We start from the raw sequence: 19086 nt of genomic DNA on the forward strand, positions 1-19086 counted from the left end.
TTCATCAACATCTTTCCTTCGTCAGCATCAATTGAGCCGGATCAATCCAGATAGGGGGCAGCAAATCCTGAGTCACAGGTTCTCCCATCATGCGCAAAATTTGTTGCCACACTTCTGCCAATCGTCGTTGATAGTCGTCACTCAAAGCAGGAGGACAGAGTGCGCCATTCAATACAGAACTTAAAGTATTGAGCAGATATGCCACGCCTCCGGCACCATCACATTCAAACGCCGTCATCCAGTCTTTAGTTGCCGGACAAAGAATTTGTGAGGTTGTCTGGTGTTGATAAGCACCATCCGGTTGACTGGCGGTCAGATAGAGACTCTGATCGTTATTCAGATGATTCGGGGCATGAAGAACCGGAGTCCAGATCACCGGCCCATAACTGGCTTCCTGAGTCAGATAACCGGTAGGCCAGAACAGAGTCATCTTGTGCATGGCAAGATTGTGCATGTCTGGATCTCTGGGATCGAGATAGGATTGAACGTTTAACGTTATGGTTGTTTCTGAAAGGCGCAGTTCAAAGCAGTGAAATGCGTTACTTCGTTTCCCCGCATAGGCTATCTCTATTTGTTTCGGGCAGTGGCAGGCTTGCAGTAAGAGATCAAGAGCGGAAAACAGCAACTGGCGACTGGTTGTCAGGCAGCCACTTACCGGATTCTGCTGTGACAGGTGGCTGATTTGATGCGCCGCATGTAACCAACTTCTGCCTGCATGACATTGGCTGTAAAAACTGTTTACCCAGAATACAACGCCCTGTTTATCAGCGGCTGACTGGTGCTTCCTGATGGCTTCTGCATCAAGGGGATGTTCCTGAATAACAGAAATACCCCGTGCCAATAATGCCTGAGTTAATTGATCGCCTTTACCACCAATAATATCTGCGCGTATCACCACGCAGGCAATATCAATGTCGTCCGGCAATTCATCCAATGAGCGGAACAGTGGCACATTGAAATCTCGTGCCAGTTGCTGCGAACGAGGGCTTCCCTGCGCCAGAATGCCGGCCAGTTCCAGATCTGGCTGGGGTTGCAGGAAGGCATTCAGATACAGTTCGCCGAATTTGGCACCGACAATCAGCACCCGCCGTGGCTTTATCATATGTTCTCCTTAACAGGCTCAATAGTCGGAACTGAACCCAGAATGTTTTTCAGGCACGTAACCAGAGAGCTGACATGTTTGTATTGGAATAGGCTGTAGTGATCACCCTCAAGTTGCGTCATCGTGACAGGCCCGAAAGCCTGCCAGCCGAGATCAACGGAGGTGATTGTTGTTGGATCGAGGTAATCCATAAAATCAGGTAGTGCCTGCGTAGCCCGGATAAGGCTGAAAGGCTGAGGGATCCGTGGTGGACAATAGTCGAGCAATGCACGCAGGTTATGGTGCCATACGTTATAAAGCTCAGTCAGTGAGCTATCAATTTGTGCAGATTGCGGTAGAGCTTCGTGCAGTGCCTGAAGGAATACTTCAGTATTGGCGGCGATTGCATTGTTATCTATTTCCAAATCAGGGAATTGCCCTTGTAAATCGAGCAGGAAATGACGGTGGCAGAATGTATCATCCAGCGTCAGATCGGTACGCACGTTTGGCGCGAAACTGTCAATCAGGATGCAATGAGAAACGCTTTCACCTCCAGCACGTAACTGATGAGCCATTTCATAAGCCACCAATCCACCGAAAGACCAGCCTGCCAGTGCATAAGGGCCTTCAGGCTGGAAGGTACGGATTTGATTGATATAGTCAGCCGCCAATGCTGCAACGGAAGGCTTATCGGTATTCAGGCTGTCTGGTGTAAATGCCAACCCAATCAGACGTTGATTACCGAAATTGGCGGCAAGATGCCGATATCCCAACAGATGCCCGCCAATAGGATGGACGATAAATAATGCCGGTTTTTCAGGGTTTCCTTCGTTTAAAATGACTCCCTGACAAGCGTTTTCCGGTTGATATTCAATAAATTCAGCCAATGAATGCACAGTATCGTAAGTTTGCAGCAGGCTGAGCGGGTATTGGCGGTTGAAAGTTTGATTAATTTTCACCATTAACCGTACTGCCGCCAGAGAATCTCCACCAAGGGTAAAGAAACTCTCGTGTACGTTGATACCTTGCTGCTCTAGCACGGATTCCCACAGGCTTAATACCGTGTGTCCTGTCGGACTGAGAACCGCTGAGGGTGCCGAATTAACTTCTTGCGCTTTTTCAACCAGAGTAATCAGTGTGCGTCTGTCGATTTTACCGTTGTCGGATACAGGTATCGTATCGAGAATGATAAATCGCTGCGGACACATCCAGATCGGCAGGGTCTGCTGCAACCAGTGAGGCAATATTGGTAACAGTTCAGCAGGTATGGGTGCGTTGTCAGTTACACGTAATCCAGCGACCAGTTGCAATGCACCGGTTGAGGTTGTATGGGCAAACACTAACGCTTGTTGTATTGCCGGGTGCTCACATAAACGATGTTCAATTTCGCCTAATTCAATGCGGTAGCCACGAATTTTTATCTGGTGATCATTGCGCCCCAGAAATTCGATATTTCCGTTCGGGAGCCAGCGTCCTAAATCACCTGTGCGGTAAAGCCGCTCACCAGTTTCAGGATGTGTGATAAATGCCTGTTCTGTTTTTTCAGTGTCAGCCCAGTAACCCAGTGCCAGCCCTTGTCCACCAATATACAGCTCGCCGGTGACCCAGACAGGACAAGGTGAAAGTGTTGCATTAAGCACATAGAAAGTCTGATTAGCCAGAGGCTTGCCATATGGAATACTGCGCCAATTCGGATTAACCTGCGCGATAGGATAGGCAACAGACCAGATTGAGGCTTCAGTGGCACCGCCTAAACTGAGGAGATTCAGTTCAGGATGAAGCGCATACAATTTGGCTGGTAAATGAGTGGGTATCCAGTCACCGCTCATCAATACCCACCGCAGACTGTGCAGGGAATGCGGATAGCTACGGGCATATTCCTCAAGCAGTTGCACAAATGCGGGAACCGAGTTCCAGACAGTCACCGATTCTTGTTGTAACCAAGTCAGCAATTTGTCCGGCTGCCGGGTGTCACCGGGAGCCGGCATGACCAGTTTTGCTCCACGGCTCAGTGTGCCGAACAGGTCATAAACGGAGAGATCGAAGGTTAACTCTGATATTGCCAGTACACTATCGTACTCATTGAGTGTAATGCGTTGGTTAATATCGAGAATGGTATTGACCGCACCCTGATGATTGATCATGACGCCTTTAGGTTTTCCGGTAGAACCGGAGGTGAAAATGACATAAGCCAGATCTTCAGGACGTACAGATAAACCCGGTTCGTTGGTGACAGGCAAGTTGTTAAGTAATGTTTCATCCAGAGGGATAATTTGTACATAGTCAGGCCAGTTTATCTGTCGGGCGAACTCAGGCTGAGTCAGTACAGTATCCACTTCTCCTGATGCCAATAATTGATGGATTCGTTGTTGAGGATAGCTGGCATCAATAGGCAGATATGCGCGTCCTGCCAACAAAATCGCAAGAACCGCAATAACTTGCTCCCAACCTTTTTCCATCACTACGCCAATCAGAGACGAAGAGTGGTTTTCCTGTGCTTGAAGATGAGCTGCCAGCGTCAGGCTTTGTGACCACAAAGTACGGTAGTCGATCTGGCGGCAGGCATCGACAACCGCAATGTGTTGGGGATAACGATTCACTGCCTGTTCAATCAGAGAACAAAGCGTATGGGGTGAAAAATCACTTTTTGTCGTATTACTGCTCTGGCACAGAGCACGATCATCTGTCGGGAGCCAGTCAGGAAGCGGGGTATTCCAGGCGTAATCCGGCTCAAGCAGGGCAGTGATACAGGATTGATAATGGGCAAACATGTTTTCTGCCACTTGGGGCTGGAACAGTTGCGGCAAGATCGCCCACTGTAGGGTGACACCCCCTTCTGCGCCTGAAATGAGCATACAGTCGAGATAAACATGAGGAGTTTGGGCACCAAAGAGATTCAGCGATCCTAATCCTGATGGCCCTTTGCCCGCCGTACCGGTGGTATCGTTGAATACGATCGGCATACCGGCGTTCAGGTTGTGGCGGTGCTGATTTTTTTCCCTGAGCACCAATTGCCCGTCAAACAGCGCGTGTTGAAGATCGGCGAGCCATTGTTTTTGAATCCGGTTTATGGCATCGCTGAATCCCAGAGTATTGCGCAAATCCACTTCCAATAAAGAAGTGGTGGAGAGATTACCGACCAGCATATCGCAATGTTGCGGCATTAGCAGGCGGTTGCCATGCAGGACATTGATAGTGAAATGCGCGTTGTTACTCCATACTGACAAAATATGGGCAAACAATGTGAGCATCACTTGTGATGGGGATACACGGTGTTCTGCCGCGCGTTGTTGCAGATGTTGCCACTGTTGCTGGCTGATATATCCGGTCAGGCACTGCTGATTAAGCTGCTGTGACTGGTGATCTTTCAGCGGCAGCACCGGCGCGTCAGGCAGCGAAGATAAACGATCAAGCCAGTATTGCCGGCTTTGTTGCCAGATTTCACCGGTTTTCTCATCCTCCAGTGCCTGAATATAGTCAGCAATGGTTGCTGTTTGTGGCTCTGGTTGCCAGTCAGATTTTTGATACCAATGGTGTAAATCGCGCAAGATTAAGGTCAGACTTTTCCCATCTGCCACCAGCAGATCAATGGTCAGATGCAATAAATGTGTCCGGTCATCGGTATGGTACAGAGTTAAATCAAACAGTGGCCAGTTGTTGCTGGGAACACCCTGAGTGCGCAGAGTATCGCGGGCATTGTTCAGCTGTGTCTCGCGCTCATCCTGTGTCATGTCACGGCAATCAATGATTGTCGGCGTATAGCAGGGCACTTCTGGCAGAATATGATATTGTCCCTCTTTCACGTAACCGCGTAATTGCCCATGATGGTTTATCACACGATTCCATGCGGTAGTGAAACGAGTCAGATCCAGTCCGTCGATAGACAGCTCAGCATAAAAGTGGGCAATGCCGTTACCAAACTGGAACAGTTGGCTTTCTCCCAACCAGTAAGCATATTGCAGGGCGGTGAGGGGCAGGATCTGCTCTGATGCCGGTTCTGCCTGATGTGGTGTAATTGGTGTCGCTGAATGTGTTTCGACGACCCGCAAGGTACGGCAAAATTCACTCAACTTAGGATGTTCAAACAGTTGTTGCAGATTGGCTTGTTCATACCCCTGACGACGTAGTTGCACCACCATGCGCGTGGCAATCAGGCTGTCGCCGCCACTCTGGAAAAAATCACTGTGACGCTGAATTGACTGGGGAAGAAGGGAATTCCAGAGTGCAATCACTTGTTGTTCAATATCATGAAATTGATCATCGGTTATTTCCGGCTGTCCGGTTGTCATGGCCAGAGGTTGCAGCATGTCCTCTTTTGCGGTCATTATCGGTAATGCCGCCAGCGGTAATTGCTCTTGCTGTAGGATATGCAATGAGTAAGGCAAGGCTGACAATTGTACCGCTATTTCACTGATATTCAGTCGTGCCTGCTGTTCAGAACGTGCCAGAATCAACTGTTGATGCAGTTCCGGCCCGTCTTGTCCCGGCCATTCCAGTGAAACCCGATAATCGGATTTCTCCAGACATCTGCGCCAGTCTGCAAGTTCGAGCAATGCGCTATTACCCTGATCATCACCGCGATCGTCAGCCCAGGCGTTGATGCCTTCAATAAACCCGACGCTGGCGAGTTGCATGGCACTTTCGCGCTTGGTTGATTCAATAATCAGCAACCACCCGCCGGATTTCAGTAAACGGGACAGTCGTTTCAGGGTATTCCTGAGATGAATCGCATCATGCAAGACGTTTACTGCCATGATCAGGTTATAACCCGATTCAGGGTGCTGACTAAAATCAATACGCTGGTTAATATCGAACAAGGCAAATTTTACAGTTTCGCCATAATGACCGAGTAACTGTCGCGCATCATCCAAAAATAGCGGTGAAACATCCGTAAAGTCGTAACTTTCAATGAACGGGGAATTATGTTTAAGGACTTTTTCTGATGTAGCCCCTGTTCCTGCACCCACTTCCAGCATAGTGAAATGTTCGGATGTCTGGCTCAATTGGCGGATAATTTCAGCGGCAGTCTGGTTCAGGCAACGTAGCGCAGGGTTTTCGCTGTAAAGGCTGGCGGTGGTTTGTTTATCGGCAAACAACAGTTCCAGTGCATTACCACGCCCGGCAAGCAGGGAATCATGCTGGTCAATACAGGTTGCAACATAACGGCTGATGGCCTGGCACCATACGGCATCATCCAGTTTCGCCGCAGGGGCAGGGATCTGGCTGAGTGGTTGCAGACAACGGTATCCGTCAGCGGTTTTTTCAATAAATCCTTGGTTGTTTAATAATGTCAGCCATTGGGTCAGAAGGCGTTGATACCGGGGAGCCAATTGTAAGCGTTGTTCAATTTCTTCACGAGAGTGGCATTCTTGCGCAGAGGCGAACAGGTGATGGCGCAGCAGAGTCTGGCCCAGCCCCCATGACGCCTGTTGCTCAATATATTGCCAGGAGCGTTCAAACGCTTGCTGTTCCGCTGATGTCGGTAGTGGCAGGACTTTGGTGTTTATCACCTGTGGTTCTGGTAATGATAAAGACGGATTATCTTCTGCCACCAGCCATACATTATAATTTTGGGTATTTTCCTGACGTGGCTGAATCTCCGCCAGTCGTATTTCAGGCTGAGAGCGCAGATACTGTTCGGCCTGATGCAATTCAGAATGCTGTTGCCAGAAGTCATAACGTGTATGACCGACAGGCGGTGTATGAAGATCATAATGTTCAATGCGTTCAGGCTGGCGGCAAATCTGTACAACTTGCATCAACAGCGCGTTATAAGCAGCAAACAGGGCTTCAATAACCCCCGGTTCCAGCACATCGTCCATGCAATACCAGTTAAACAGCAGATCACCATCCACTTCCATCACCTGATGATCCAGCCAGACCTGCGGCGTTTGGCTCAGGACAAAGACCGGATCGCCCAGTAGCTGAGTAATGGATTGTTTGATTGCCACCCCTTCTTGCGCCATCCCCAACATACTGGTGAAAACGACCGGTGTCAGCGGCTGCCTGTTCTGGGTTTCACCGGAGTGCTGGCGACCCAGTTCCCGCAGTACTTCAACCCCATTGACATGACTATGGCTCAGTCGTTGCCAGAGCAAGGCCTGGGTTTTTTCCATGCTGGCACGCAGGGAGGTTGTTTTACGTAAATCAAAATCCATCAGCATGACGGAGGTAAAATCACCAATCAGTTCCTGAACCTCTGGATGGAAAGGCTGCCGGTTAAAGAAGGTCAGATTGAGGGTAAACAGCGGATGACGGCTGTACCATTCAAGTGTGTGGGCAAACAGTGTCAACAGGCCCGCAGAAGGTGTGACACCCCATTTTTTCCAGTTTTGCTTGAGTATTCGCCAGTCAGATTGTGCCAGCCGGCCTTCATAAGTCGTGAATTGTGGCTGGCTGCGCTGAGGAAGTTGTGGATTCAGCGGTAATCTCGGCGCAGGAGGCAGTGAAAGCAACTGTTCCTGCCAGTATGCCCATGATGCCCGCCACTCTTTACTCTCACGTTGTGCCTGTTCTGCTATCACATAATCACGGAAAGTAAATGCTTGTGGAGCCAGTGGTTGTTGCTGGTGATAAGCCCGTTGTAAATCGTTCATCATGATCCGGAAACTCTGTACGTCAAACTGCAACAGATCCAGATTCATATGTAAGCGGCAACGCGCATCCGGCAGCAGTGAAACAGAGACGTCAAACAACGGCCACTGTTCCGCAGGCGGTACTTGATAAGAGAGGGTGTGACGACGCTGAGCCAACGCCTGTTCACGGGCGGCATCATTCAGGGTTCGCAGATCATCTTGCAATAAAACATACCAAGGCGTTTCAGGCAGAATTCTTTGTTGTCCATCTTCATCGACAATCATGCGTAACATACCATGACGCTGAATTAAAGCATTCCATGCCTTTTCAAAACGGGGAATATCAAAGCTATTCAGTGCCAGATCCCATTCAAACAAGACGTGGCAGGCCACGCCGCCAAAATCAATGGCCTGAGTACGACCAACCCAGTAAGCGTGCTGAATGGGTGTCAGAGGAAAGGGTTCATGATGTTGGGTACTGTTAATAACGATTTCAGGCTGAAGGGGGACAGGGGGTTGTTCAGGCAGTGCGTCACCGATAAGCGCATTAAGCCCCTCCAGAGTCATATTTTGGTAAGCCAGCTCTGCGGTTAATCTGAAACCAAACTGTTGGTGGATCACCGTATTAAGTTCAAGGAACAGTAAGGAATCCAGACCGCATTGTAATAAATCCTGTTGTGGCTCTAAACGTTCAGGCTGCTCTAAGCGCAATAACGTCGCAACCCTCTGACGCAGCCAGTTAAGCCGTGGCTGGCTATCCTGATAGAGCAGATTATCAGCAGGCAGAGAAGAGGCAGATGCTGTAGTTATTGTATGAGTTGTTGTATGGGCAGCAATGCCAGACTGCAAACGTCGCAAAATATCAGGGTGACGTTCATTTAACCGCATAGCCAGATAGCAGGGAGAAGTTGTACTCAGTGACTGAGTGAGATGCCAGATACCCTCATTGGCACTGAATGGTAACATGCCATCCTGTGCCAGTTTTTCCACTAATCTCCGGTCGCTGGCCATGCCAATGCCACCCCAAACACCCCAGACCCACGTTTTTACCACCAAAGGGCTGGATGCGGTCAGTGCCTGCGATTCCAGACAGGCGTTGGCGATTGCATAAGCACCTTGTCCCTGCGCGCCTAACATTGAGGCAGCAGAAGCATGAAGCAGCAGATATTGAGCATTGTGTTGATCAAGTGCAGTCTGCAAGGTTGCTGCACTGAATGCTTTTACGGATAGCATTTGCCCCAGATGCTGACGCTCAAGTTTTGCCAGCGGCGTGTGATCAGCAATACCGGTAGCATGGATCGCGCCAGCGATACCTTCTTCTTGTGCCAGTGTTTGCACCGCACTGAACAAGGCTGATGTGTCAGTAACATCAACATGAACCCAGCGGATTTCACATTCGCTACTCAGTGACAGCTTCTGGACAAAAGTATCCCAATCTGCATGTTTACGGCGGGCAAACACCGCGATTTTACGTGCACCCTGAGCCAGCAACCAACGAATGGAAATTTGTCCGATACCGCCCATACCGCCGGTAACGATGTGCCAACCCTGATGGGGAATCAATATAGGTTGTTGCGATAATGGTAATGGCTGACGTTGTAAAACAGGCACAGAGAGTTGATTTCCGCGCACTTTCAGCCAGCGATGCTGCTTATCCGGATAACCCAGTGCCAATGACAGGGCGTCAGTATCCTTGATATCCGCTATATCAATCGCCTGAATGCGACGATGGGGATACTCTTCAACCGCGACACGCAGCAATGCCCAGACAGCGTATTGAGCGGGATTGATCTGCTCTTTGGATAAGGTGCTTTCAGGTTGGGCGCCGCAAGTGATAACGGTCAATGACGTTGCTGTATGACGTTTTAATTCGCCAATAACCTGATCACATAATTCAACAACATCATGGCCTTGAAGCAGCAATAATGTATTTTCGCTTTCAGGCTGTAAATTAATACCTGCCTGACACCAATGTTGCGCAATCGCCTCACTTGCTGTTGACGAACGAAGGGTATATGCCGATGAAGATCTCTGTTTATCCGCAGTACTGATTGTGCGCCAATGCAGGGCATAGTGAGTATCAGGGCATGGCTGTGGTGCAGGGAGCCATGCTTTTGTCGCTATGGAATTAGTCGCCGGAGATGCCACTAATTGACGGGGTAGATCAACCCGATCACTCATCAGTGCGAATAAGCGTTCGCCAGCATAAATCAATGCAGGGAAAGCAGTAAGTAAATTGGCTTCCAATGAGCGGCGCTTGGTATATGGCAACACACGGTGAGGACGATACATTCTACTTACGGTTGGCCCGGAAACTTCTTGGTAGTAGCCTTGCTGAACACAATGATTCAATAATTGTTCCAGTAAAGGATGACAGCAAGGTTGCAGTCGGCCGGCCCGGATCGTGTCGGTGGCACTGAAACCTTGCTCCGCTTCGTGCCCATGACATTGATATACCAGAGCATCGGTATACAGCGCCCGGAGTATTGCCGCATCGGAATTGTGCTCAATGGCAGGATCGAGCAGGGAATTGACATCAAGCCCGGTATTGGTATTGGCTGAGTGTTGCGCAGATTTGGCGGCAGCGAAGCTATAATGTTGTTTGTCAAATGGATAGAGCGGAGCATGACATTTGATTCCGGCAAGCGAGAAAAGACGCTGCCAGTCAAGATGTGCACCGGCACAGTAAAGTTGCATGAGTGCCGTTTGCTGGGCGGTTTCAGGAGTGCTTTGACGATGCGCACCGGCAATCCACGTCTCCTGTGGCAGGTTGACACGTCGGCCGATCCCTGTTAACTGAGCATCAGCACCGAATTCTACAAATAATGCCACACCTTGCTGGCGGGCAAATTCAATGGCTTGATAATAACGTACCGTCTGGCGCATATGATTACGCCAGTAGTCTGGTGAACCTAATTGCTCAGTAGTCGCAATATCGGCTGTCAGGGTAGAAATCAGCGGAATTTCTCCCGATACAGGCTGTAACTGGCTACTGTACTGAGAAAAACGCTGGGAAAATTCCCCCAGAATAGGTTCAAGCATGGCAGAATGTGCTGCACAGGCAATATTAAGGTGCTGGCAACGGATCTGCTGCTGTTCCAGACGTTGTGCCAGTGTATTAATTTCTGTTTCTGTACCTGCCCAGACCCAGTGTTGCGGGCCATTGCAAACCGCCAGATCCAATGCCAGTGAACGGGTAAAAGGCAGAATATCTTCGTCGTTGGCAAAAACAGCCAACATTGCACCTCCCCGGGCGCATTTTTGCATCAATTTCCCCCGTACCGCGACCAATGGCATCACTTGTTCCGGTGTGAAAATCCCGGCAACAACGGCTGCGGCAAACTCTCCGACAGAATGTCCCAGTACGTAATCGGGTTTTAAGCCAAGTGAGCGCCAATGTGCAGCCAGTGCAATCTGGTGTGCGACAATGGCGGGTTGTGCATATTCGGTGGTGGCTAATGCCTCATCATGCTCTCCGAACATCACTGTTTTTAATGGCAGCACCAATTCGGATACACAGGCGGCACAACAACGATCTAACATAGCAGAGAAAACGGGAGAACTGGCATACATGGCTTTTCCCATGCCAGACCATTGGCAGCCCTGACCGCTGAATTGCCATAATTGTTTATTTTCATTCCTGGCCTGCCCGCTAAAAATGTCCGCTGTAGAGCCATGATCTGCAAAGGCCGCTAAGCTTGCAGCATTTTTGGCAGTATTTTGTGGCGTTAATGTCAGCGCTAAGCGCCAGGGCAATGTAAGATCACGCCCTTGTAATGCTGTTCGGGCCAGTTCTGCATAGTTTTCTGGCGTATTAGCAAGTGCCGTCGCGTAACGTTGTGCCAATTGATGCAATGAAGATTCAGAAGCCGCAGAGAGCAATAAAGGCACAGTTTGTGCCTGAGCCTGCGTATCATTGACAGGGTGGCGGCGTAATTCCTCCGGTAATGATTGCACCACGATATGGCAGTTGGTGCCGCCAATGCCGAATGAAGAAACGCCAGCGGTGCGCAATGCCTGTGTCCAGTGCTGGCCTTGTGTTGCCAGTCTGAATGGGCTTTCTTCCAGTCGCAATGCCGGATTGGGTTGCTGTACATTGATGGTCGGAGGAATATAACCATGCCAGACAGACAGAACCGTTTTAATCAAACTGGCAATCCCTGCGGCAGTATCGAGATGACCTATATTGCTTTTCACTGAGCCAAGATAACAAGGCGGTACCGCTACGCGACGATCGGAGAATATGTTGCGCAGCGCATCAACTTCTATCGGATCACCAAGCGGTGTACCGGTTCCGTGGGCTTCAATCATGCCAATATCATCAATGCTGACATCTGCCAGTTGCAATGCTTCGGTAATCACGTTGCGCTGCCCGTTCACCGAAGGGGCAGTAAACCCGACTTTCTCATTACCATCGTTATTAATGGCACTGCCCCGCAATACAGCCATGATGGGATCGCCATCGCGCAATGCATCGCTCAGACGTTTCAGTGTGACAACACCGACACCATTACCGCCATAAGTGCCGTTTGCCTGACTGTCAAAGGGGCGGCAATGTCCATCAGGTGAAAAAATCATCCCCGGTTGATACAAGTAACCGCTTTCTTGCGGGAAAGATACTGCCACACCGCCAGCCAGTGCCATATCACATTCACCGGAACGCAGATTTTCACAAGCCATATGCACGGCAACCAGTGAACTGGAGCAAGCTGTTTGTACTGTCAGTGCAGGGCCTTTCAGATTTAATTTGTAGGCGGTACGCGTCGCAAGATAATCTTTATCATTACTCATTAACGCCTGCAGGCCTTTCACTTTGCCAACGTCTGTCATCGTGAACTGTGACCACGAAGGCCAGGTGCTGACCCGGCTGCTGGCGAAAACACCGGTTTTCAGGCGCACATGACGTGGTGAATAGCCGGCATGTTCAAGAGCATGCCATGCTGTTTGCAGGAACAGACGCTGCTGAGGATCGAGCATTTCTGCTTCCTGACGAGAATAGCCAAACAGTGTGGCATCAAATTGTTCTGCATCCTCTAATATCGCCGCCTGATTGACAAAGTTGTCACTATCAATGATTTCAGGTGGAATTCCTGCATCCAATAAAGTTTGGCGGGAGAGTGTGGTTGTACACTCAACGCCATGTTGCAGGTTGTGCCAGAAAATATCGCTATCTGGTGCCTGTGGAAAACGGCAGGCAATGCCAATCACTGCGATAGGATCACAATTATCGTAGTGAGGCGTTAAATCAGTCATTATGCAGCTCCTTTATGACGTTTTTCCCGTTGTTGCAGACGCTTTTGTTGTTGGCGCTGACGAAGAGTCACTGACGTCTGATTTGCGTCTTGAGTGTCTTTCCGGCAACGCAAGCTAAGCGTTTCTGGTGTTGGATAAGCGAATAGATCAGTAACAGCAAGATGATGGAAACCGGCGTGTTGTAATTTGCTGTGCAATTGAATTAGCTGTAGCGAACTGGCGCCTGCTTCAAAAAAGTTCTGTTGGACATGAACAGGCTGGTTGGTGACAGACAAAAACAGGCACTGAATTTCGCTGCATATCTGCGAATCGAATCCTTCCGTACGTGGTAATGACGTATTAACAACGGGCGTGTTATCTGTAACTATCAGGCATTGCTGGCGCGGCATCAGTTGCTCCAGCGCTGAATGCCAGCTCTCTGGCTGTGCGGCAAGGGTGCGCAGAAACGCCATATAGTGGTTGAACATGGTTTGTAACTGATGTGGTTCAAATAACGCTTCGACCGCATCCCAGTTCAGGCAAAGTTCATCGTCAGATTCATAAACCTGATGATCCAGCCAGATTTGTGGCGTTTGTGAGATACCCCAAACGGGTTTCATCCATGATGAATGTGAAAGGAATTGTCCTTCATGCGTTCCCAGGGCGCTGGTGAAAACGATCGGCATACTGGCTGCATCCGACCCACGGTCCCGGGACAGCTCACGCATCACTCTGATTGCTGAAATATGGCGGTGATCCAGATCCTGCCATAACTGTTGTTGTAACCGGCGTGCGCTTGATAGCCAGTTCTTCTCTGGATGCCACGCGAGCAGTGACAATGAAGTAAAATCCCCCAGAATATGCTTGATGTCCTCATGCCAGCATGGGCGGTCGAAAAGGGTTAGATTAAGCGTCAATTCCGCTTTGGTACTGAATGCCGACAGAACAGCTGCATAAGCTGCCATTAACAGCGCGGAAGGGGTTATCTGATGAGGGGCAGCATGTTGTTTTAACTGTTTCCACTCATATGCGGATAAGCGATCGCTATAGCGTACAAAACGCGGGGATTGTATATTTTCCGGCGCAATACGTAAGGGGAGTTGCGGAGCAGGGGGCAACGTTTTTACCTGTTCCTGCCAATATTGCAGCGAACCCTGATGTACCGGCATTTTTTGCTGGCGTAACACACAATCCCGGAATGTGACGTTCAATGGTGGCAGTTCGTGTTGTTCGTCGAGATATAGCAGTTCTAATTCCGCCAGCAATATCTGCATGCTCAATCCGTCTAATAGCAGATTATCCAGACTGACAAATAGCCGTGAGACAGGGTTGTTGTTTTGCGCAAGCTGGAAATCGAACACCGGCCAGTGACCGGAATCCAATACCTGATGTGACAAACGTTCACGTAATGTATCTGCCTCAGTAATGTCAGCAAACTGGTGGTGTTTAACAGCGAAGATTGGGACATCTTTCAATACCTGCTGTTGCCCGTTAACAACAACCGTTCTGAGCACGGGATGGCGCTGGATAAGGCGGTTTAATACCCGATTCAGGCGCTGAACATCTAATTGTTCTATCCGGTATTCAATAAAGAAATGCGCGCCCACGCCACTCAGGGTAAAACCGGAATGGCGTCCAACCAGATAAGCCTGCTGAACTTCAGTCAGTGGGAAAGGCTGGTAGCTATCCTCATCTTGCCCTTTTGATATTGAGTAGGAGTCTGATGAAATGTCAGGCAGAGGTGCCGCCAAAGGGGTGAGTGTCGCGGTGAACGCCGCCAATTGCGGGTGACGGAAAAGATGACTCAGTTCAGCTTTTAAGCCTTGTTGTGCCAGTTCACCAATCAGGCGTGTAGCCAGAAGGCTATCGCCGCCAAGTTGGAAAAAGTCGCTGTCTGGGCTTAATTGTTCTGTATTCAGGAGGCTCTGCCAAATGGCGGCAACAGTTTGTTCCTGCGCATTCAACAGGAACATGTCATTCTGGTGCGGCTCAGTCTCGGCTTTTGGGGTGAGCTGCAAGCTTTGTGTCAGTGCCTTACGGTCGATTTTACCGTTGGGAGTCAGGGGCAGGCGGGGAATAACATGTAAGCGCTGTGGGATCATATATCCCGGCAAATATTGTGCCAGTACGGACTTAATTTTTCCCTGATCAGGGATAGTGACGTTGTCACTTGATTGCATCAACAAGACATTCAAGTCGCCAAGATTAATCGGGGCTTCTGTCTGTATTGGAAACTGTAGCGGAAGAAGCGATAACCACTGTGATGCAGAACGTAGCTGAATACCGTGAGGTGAGAGCAATTCTGTGGTAATCAGCGAGATAGGTGAGGCGTGATGCAGCTCTATTGCTAATATCAACGCCCCGGGTTGTGCCAAAGGCATCAACGCCTTGATGCAGTTTGCCGGATCTTCTTCCCGATGTAATACATTGTTCAGCAAGATGATATCTGCCTGATACTGTAGCGACTCAGGAATTTGCTCAGACCAGCGTTTTACGGATGTGTGATGATGACCATTTAATCGGGTTTGCATCTGGTTAATCAGGGCCTGAGAACGTTCAAAGCCAATATAGGACAGATGTTGGTCAGTAATGTGTTCTGCCAGCCACTGCGCACAGAGACCACTGCGGGCGTCAAATTCCATCACGCTGACAGGGCGCTGTAACCGTTGGGAAAGAGCAATAATGGTTTGTTTTAATCCTGCCAGCCATTGCTGGGTTTCTGGCAGCATAAAGAGCTGTTGCTCCGGAGCAAATTGCAGATCATCAAGTAATGTCACTGCCGCCTGCTGTCCGGTAAGAATATTACGCAGCGTAGAATGCCAGCGTTCAGGCATGCCGCCAGCCTGATTACTGCCCGCCGGGGATGACAATCCGGCCTGGTATACGTGATGTGCAGATTCAGCCAATAAATTGCATTGGCAAAGGTACGTCAGCATACGGGCAAACCAGTCATGATACTCCGGTTGGGGCTGGTACTGTTTCAGGCAATCGGCGAGTGATTGGGGTGAAGTAAACGTGATACTGTAACGGGACAGATGTTCCAGCAAAAATAGGGCGACCTGAGATTCAGCAATATATCCGGATTGGTTTAGCGCATCGGTTGTTTGTATTGCGGAAAACAGGTCACGGTAGGTGGTCGGCAACTGTGGGGCACGATTTATGCGCTGGCATAAAGTATCACCTTCAAGTTCAAGGAATGCCACCAGCGACTTCTCTTTTTCACCACGGGTTAAGGCAACGCCTTTACGGATACCGGTGACTTGATTAAGGGCGGCATCAATCTCCCCCAGTTCAATGCGGTAACCGCCAATTTTGACTTGACTATCGCGGCGCCCCATAAATTCAAGCCAGCCTTCGGGATGATAACAACCCAGATCGCCCGTACGATACCAGCGTTCTCCCTGATCGACGACGAATTGGGCCGCAGTTCGGTCTTCATCATTAAAATAGCCTAATGCAACACCGGCACCACCAATCCAAAGTTCACCAACAACCCAGTCAGGGCAATCCCGGCCATCTTCACCCACGACACGGTAATTCTGGTTAGTCAAAGGATAACCGTAAGGGATAGAACGCCAGCGGGCATCAACGTCTTTAACGATATATTCATTCGACCAGATAGCGGCTTCCGTTGCGCCTCCCATGGCACTCAATACACCCGCAGGATTAAAGGCACGGTAACGTTCAGGCAATGATAAACTGATCCAATCACCGGACAACATCACAGTACGAAGTGCTTTCGGCGCACCGGCTTCCATTCCTTCACAATAGGTCAGCAACATATCGAACAATGCCGGCACACTGTTCCACAACGTAATGTTATGCTGCCCGATCAGCATTTCCCAGGTTGATGGATCACGGCGTTGGGCTTCGTTAATTAATACCAGTGTCCCTCCGGCACTGAGAATGCCAAAAATATCATAAACAGAGAGGTCGAAATGCAGTGCAGAAAGTGCCAGCAACCGATCACTGCTTTGAACCTGATGACGGTGATTGATGTCCAGACAGGTATTCAGTGCGCTTTGATGGCTGATCACCACACCTTTGGGCATACCCGTTGAACCGGAGGTATAAATGATATAGGCCGGATCGGTGACCGCACGCTGAGCCATGCTGGTTAAAGGTGATAATTGTTCATCCTGATGCCAGGAAATGCAGCATACATTTTGCGGCCAGTCAGGCTGTTGCTGTTCGGGATCAATGATAACGACGCTGATACCGGCACTTTCATAGATAGCACGGCGTCGGTTTAATGGTTGATCCACCGGAACCGGAACATAAACCCCGCCGGCATAAAGAATGGCTAAAACAGCAACGATTTGTCCGCTGCCTTTTTCCATGCTAATCGCTACCCGATCACCCGGCATGACGGACATTTTCTGTAACACAGCGGCTAATCGGCGGGCTGCCAGACTGAGTTCGCCATAACTGATTTTTTCATTATGGTGAGTCACCAACGCAACAGCATGGGGGGTGTGTTCTGCTTGTGCAAACACGCTTTCATGCAGCAAGGTGCTTGGTAGTGGTTCAGCCGTATTATTGATTTGATGTCGCAGATGATATTGCGATTGAGGCATCAAATCCGGTAGTTTCTCGCCCCATTGCTCCGTGTTTTCCGTCAGGTTCTCAATAAGCCCCTGATAAGCCGTAAATAAGGTATCCATCAGGCCGTCAGGGAAGAGTTCATCATTACTGTCCCACTGAATGTTCAGCGTGTTTTCATGTTCAAAAGCGACAAAATCCAGCCAGACCTGAGGTGTCTGTGATATTCCCCAGCCTGGTTTTCCCAGAATATCGCGGGTATTTTCGCCATATAAAGGCCGGCCTAAATTGCTGGTAAACACGATGGGTGCGCCGTGTGGGTGAGTACCGCGTTTCTTCAGCTCCCGTAACACTTCCACACCAGACCAGTGACGATGTTCGTAGGCTTCGGCAAATGTTGCTTGTGCAGTCTGGGCCAGTTGGCAGAACGGTAAATCATCACCGGGGATATCCAACAACAGAATATTGGTAAAGTCCGCCAAAATATTGTCAACCGCAGGATGCAGGGAAGCTCTGTCAAATAGCGTCAGGTTAAACAATAAGCGCGTTGCATGGCTCCAGCGACACAATAAGGCGGCGAATGCGGTTGCCAGTGCCATGGTTGGTGTTACCCCATTCTGCTGTGCGAGGTGTTTAAAACGTTCCCAATGCTCAGGCGCTAAACCGAAATGTCTGCGCTGAATGCGGACATTTTTTATCAGGGCGGGATCTCTGGCCAGAGGAAGCTGAGGAGCAAGTGGTAACGTATCTAACCGGTTACGCCAGAATATCTCTGCTTCTTGCCTGACTTGCTTGAACTGAGTCTGATATTGCGTGAGATAACTGCAAAAATCGTAGTCAGAAGAAATAGCGGGCAGGCTGCGTTTGGCAATCAATGCGGCCAGTTCTGTAAAGAACAGACTGAAACTGGCCGCATCCATGATTAGCAGGTCGATATTCGTATGCAACCGATGTTGATTATCACCAAACAGGCTGAGTTGAATATCGAAAGTTTCCCCTTCTTCAACCCGCAATACCCGATGGCTTAATTGTTCCCGACTGTCAGCCAGCGCTTGTTGCTGTTCATTTGCTGTCAGGTGACGCAAATCGTGAACCGTTAATTTTTTCCAGTAAGCATTGATCATTCCTTGCTGGCGTCCATCTGGTAAAAAACGCACGCGCAACATCGGATGTCGTTCAATCAAGGTATGAATAGCCACCTCTAATTGTTCAGGCTCTAGTCGGGCACCATCAAATTCCTGATACAAATGGCAACCCACTCCCCCCAACGTTTGCTCCGGAGTGCGTCCCACAAAATAAGCATGTTGTACAGCCGTCAATGGAAATGGACGGGCATCGGCAATACGCAGCAGTGGTGTTGTATCCTGGGATACGGCTTGAGAGACCGGCGCATGGCGTTGCAGAAGCTGGCTCCATGCATGCAGTGTTGGATTTTGGTAAAGCTCGCGCAGCGTGACGCGGTGTCCCTGACGTCTCAACTGGTTTAGCAATGCCATTATTTGCATTGAATCCAGTCCATTGCGAATCAAATCGTCGTTATCACCCACCAAAATGTTTTTTTGATTAAACAGATCAGAGATGAGCTGGCGCAGCGAATCAGGGGAAAGAAAGTCCATGTGCATGAAGAAATCCTTAAAGGTGACAATCAATCTACTT

General features: G+C 49.5%; 3 protein-coding genes. All 3 read right to left on the reverse strand.

The window, feature by feature from the left end:
• Positions 1-4 precede the first annotated feature (4 nt).
• The 3 genes from AC5JQI_RS09130 to AC5JQI_RS09140 are packed head-to-tail and all read right to left on the reverse strand — an operon-like array spanning position 5 to position 19052.
• A complete protein-coding gene (locus AC5JQI_RS09130; protein WP_493914496.1) occupies positions 5-1102 on the reverse strand; it encodes a Gfo/Idh/MocA family oxidoreductase in 1098 nt (365 codons plus the stop codon).
• Entirely contained in the window at positions 1099-12909 is an 11811-nt protein-coding gene (locus AC5JQI_RS09135; protein WP_493914497.1) for an amino acid adenylation domain-containing protein, read from the reverse strand. Before AC5JQI_RS09135 ends, AC5JQI_RS09130 begins: the two co-directional genes overlap by 4 nt.
• Positions 12909-19052, reverse strand: a complete 6144-nt coding sequence (locus AC5JQI_RS09140) for an amino acid adenylation domain-containing protein (RefSeq protein ID WP_493914498.1) — start codon at positions 19050-19052, stop codon at positions 12909-12911. Before AC5JQI_RS09140 ends, AC5JQI_RS09135 begins: the two co-directional genes overlap by 1 nt.
• Between the last annotated feature and the right edge of the window lie 34 nt (positions 19053-19086).

This window comes from Xenorhabdus sp. XBWT (genome assembly GCF_059072735.1).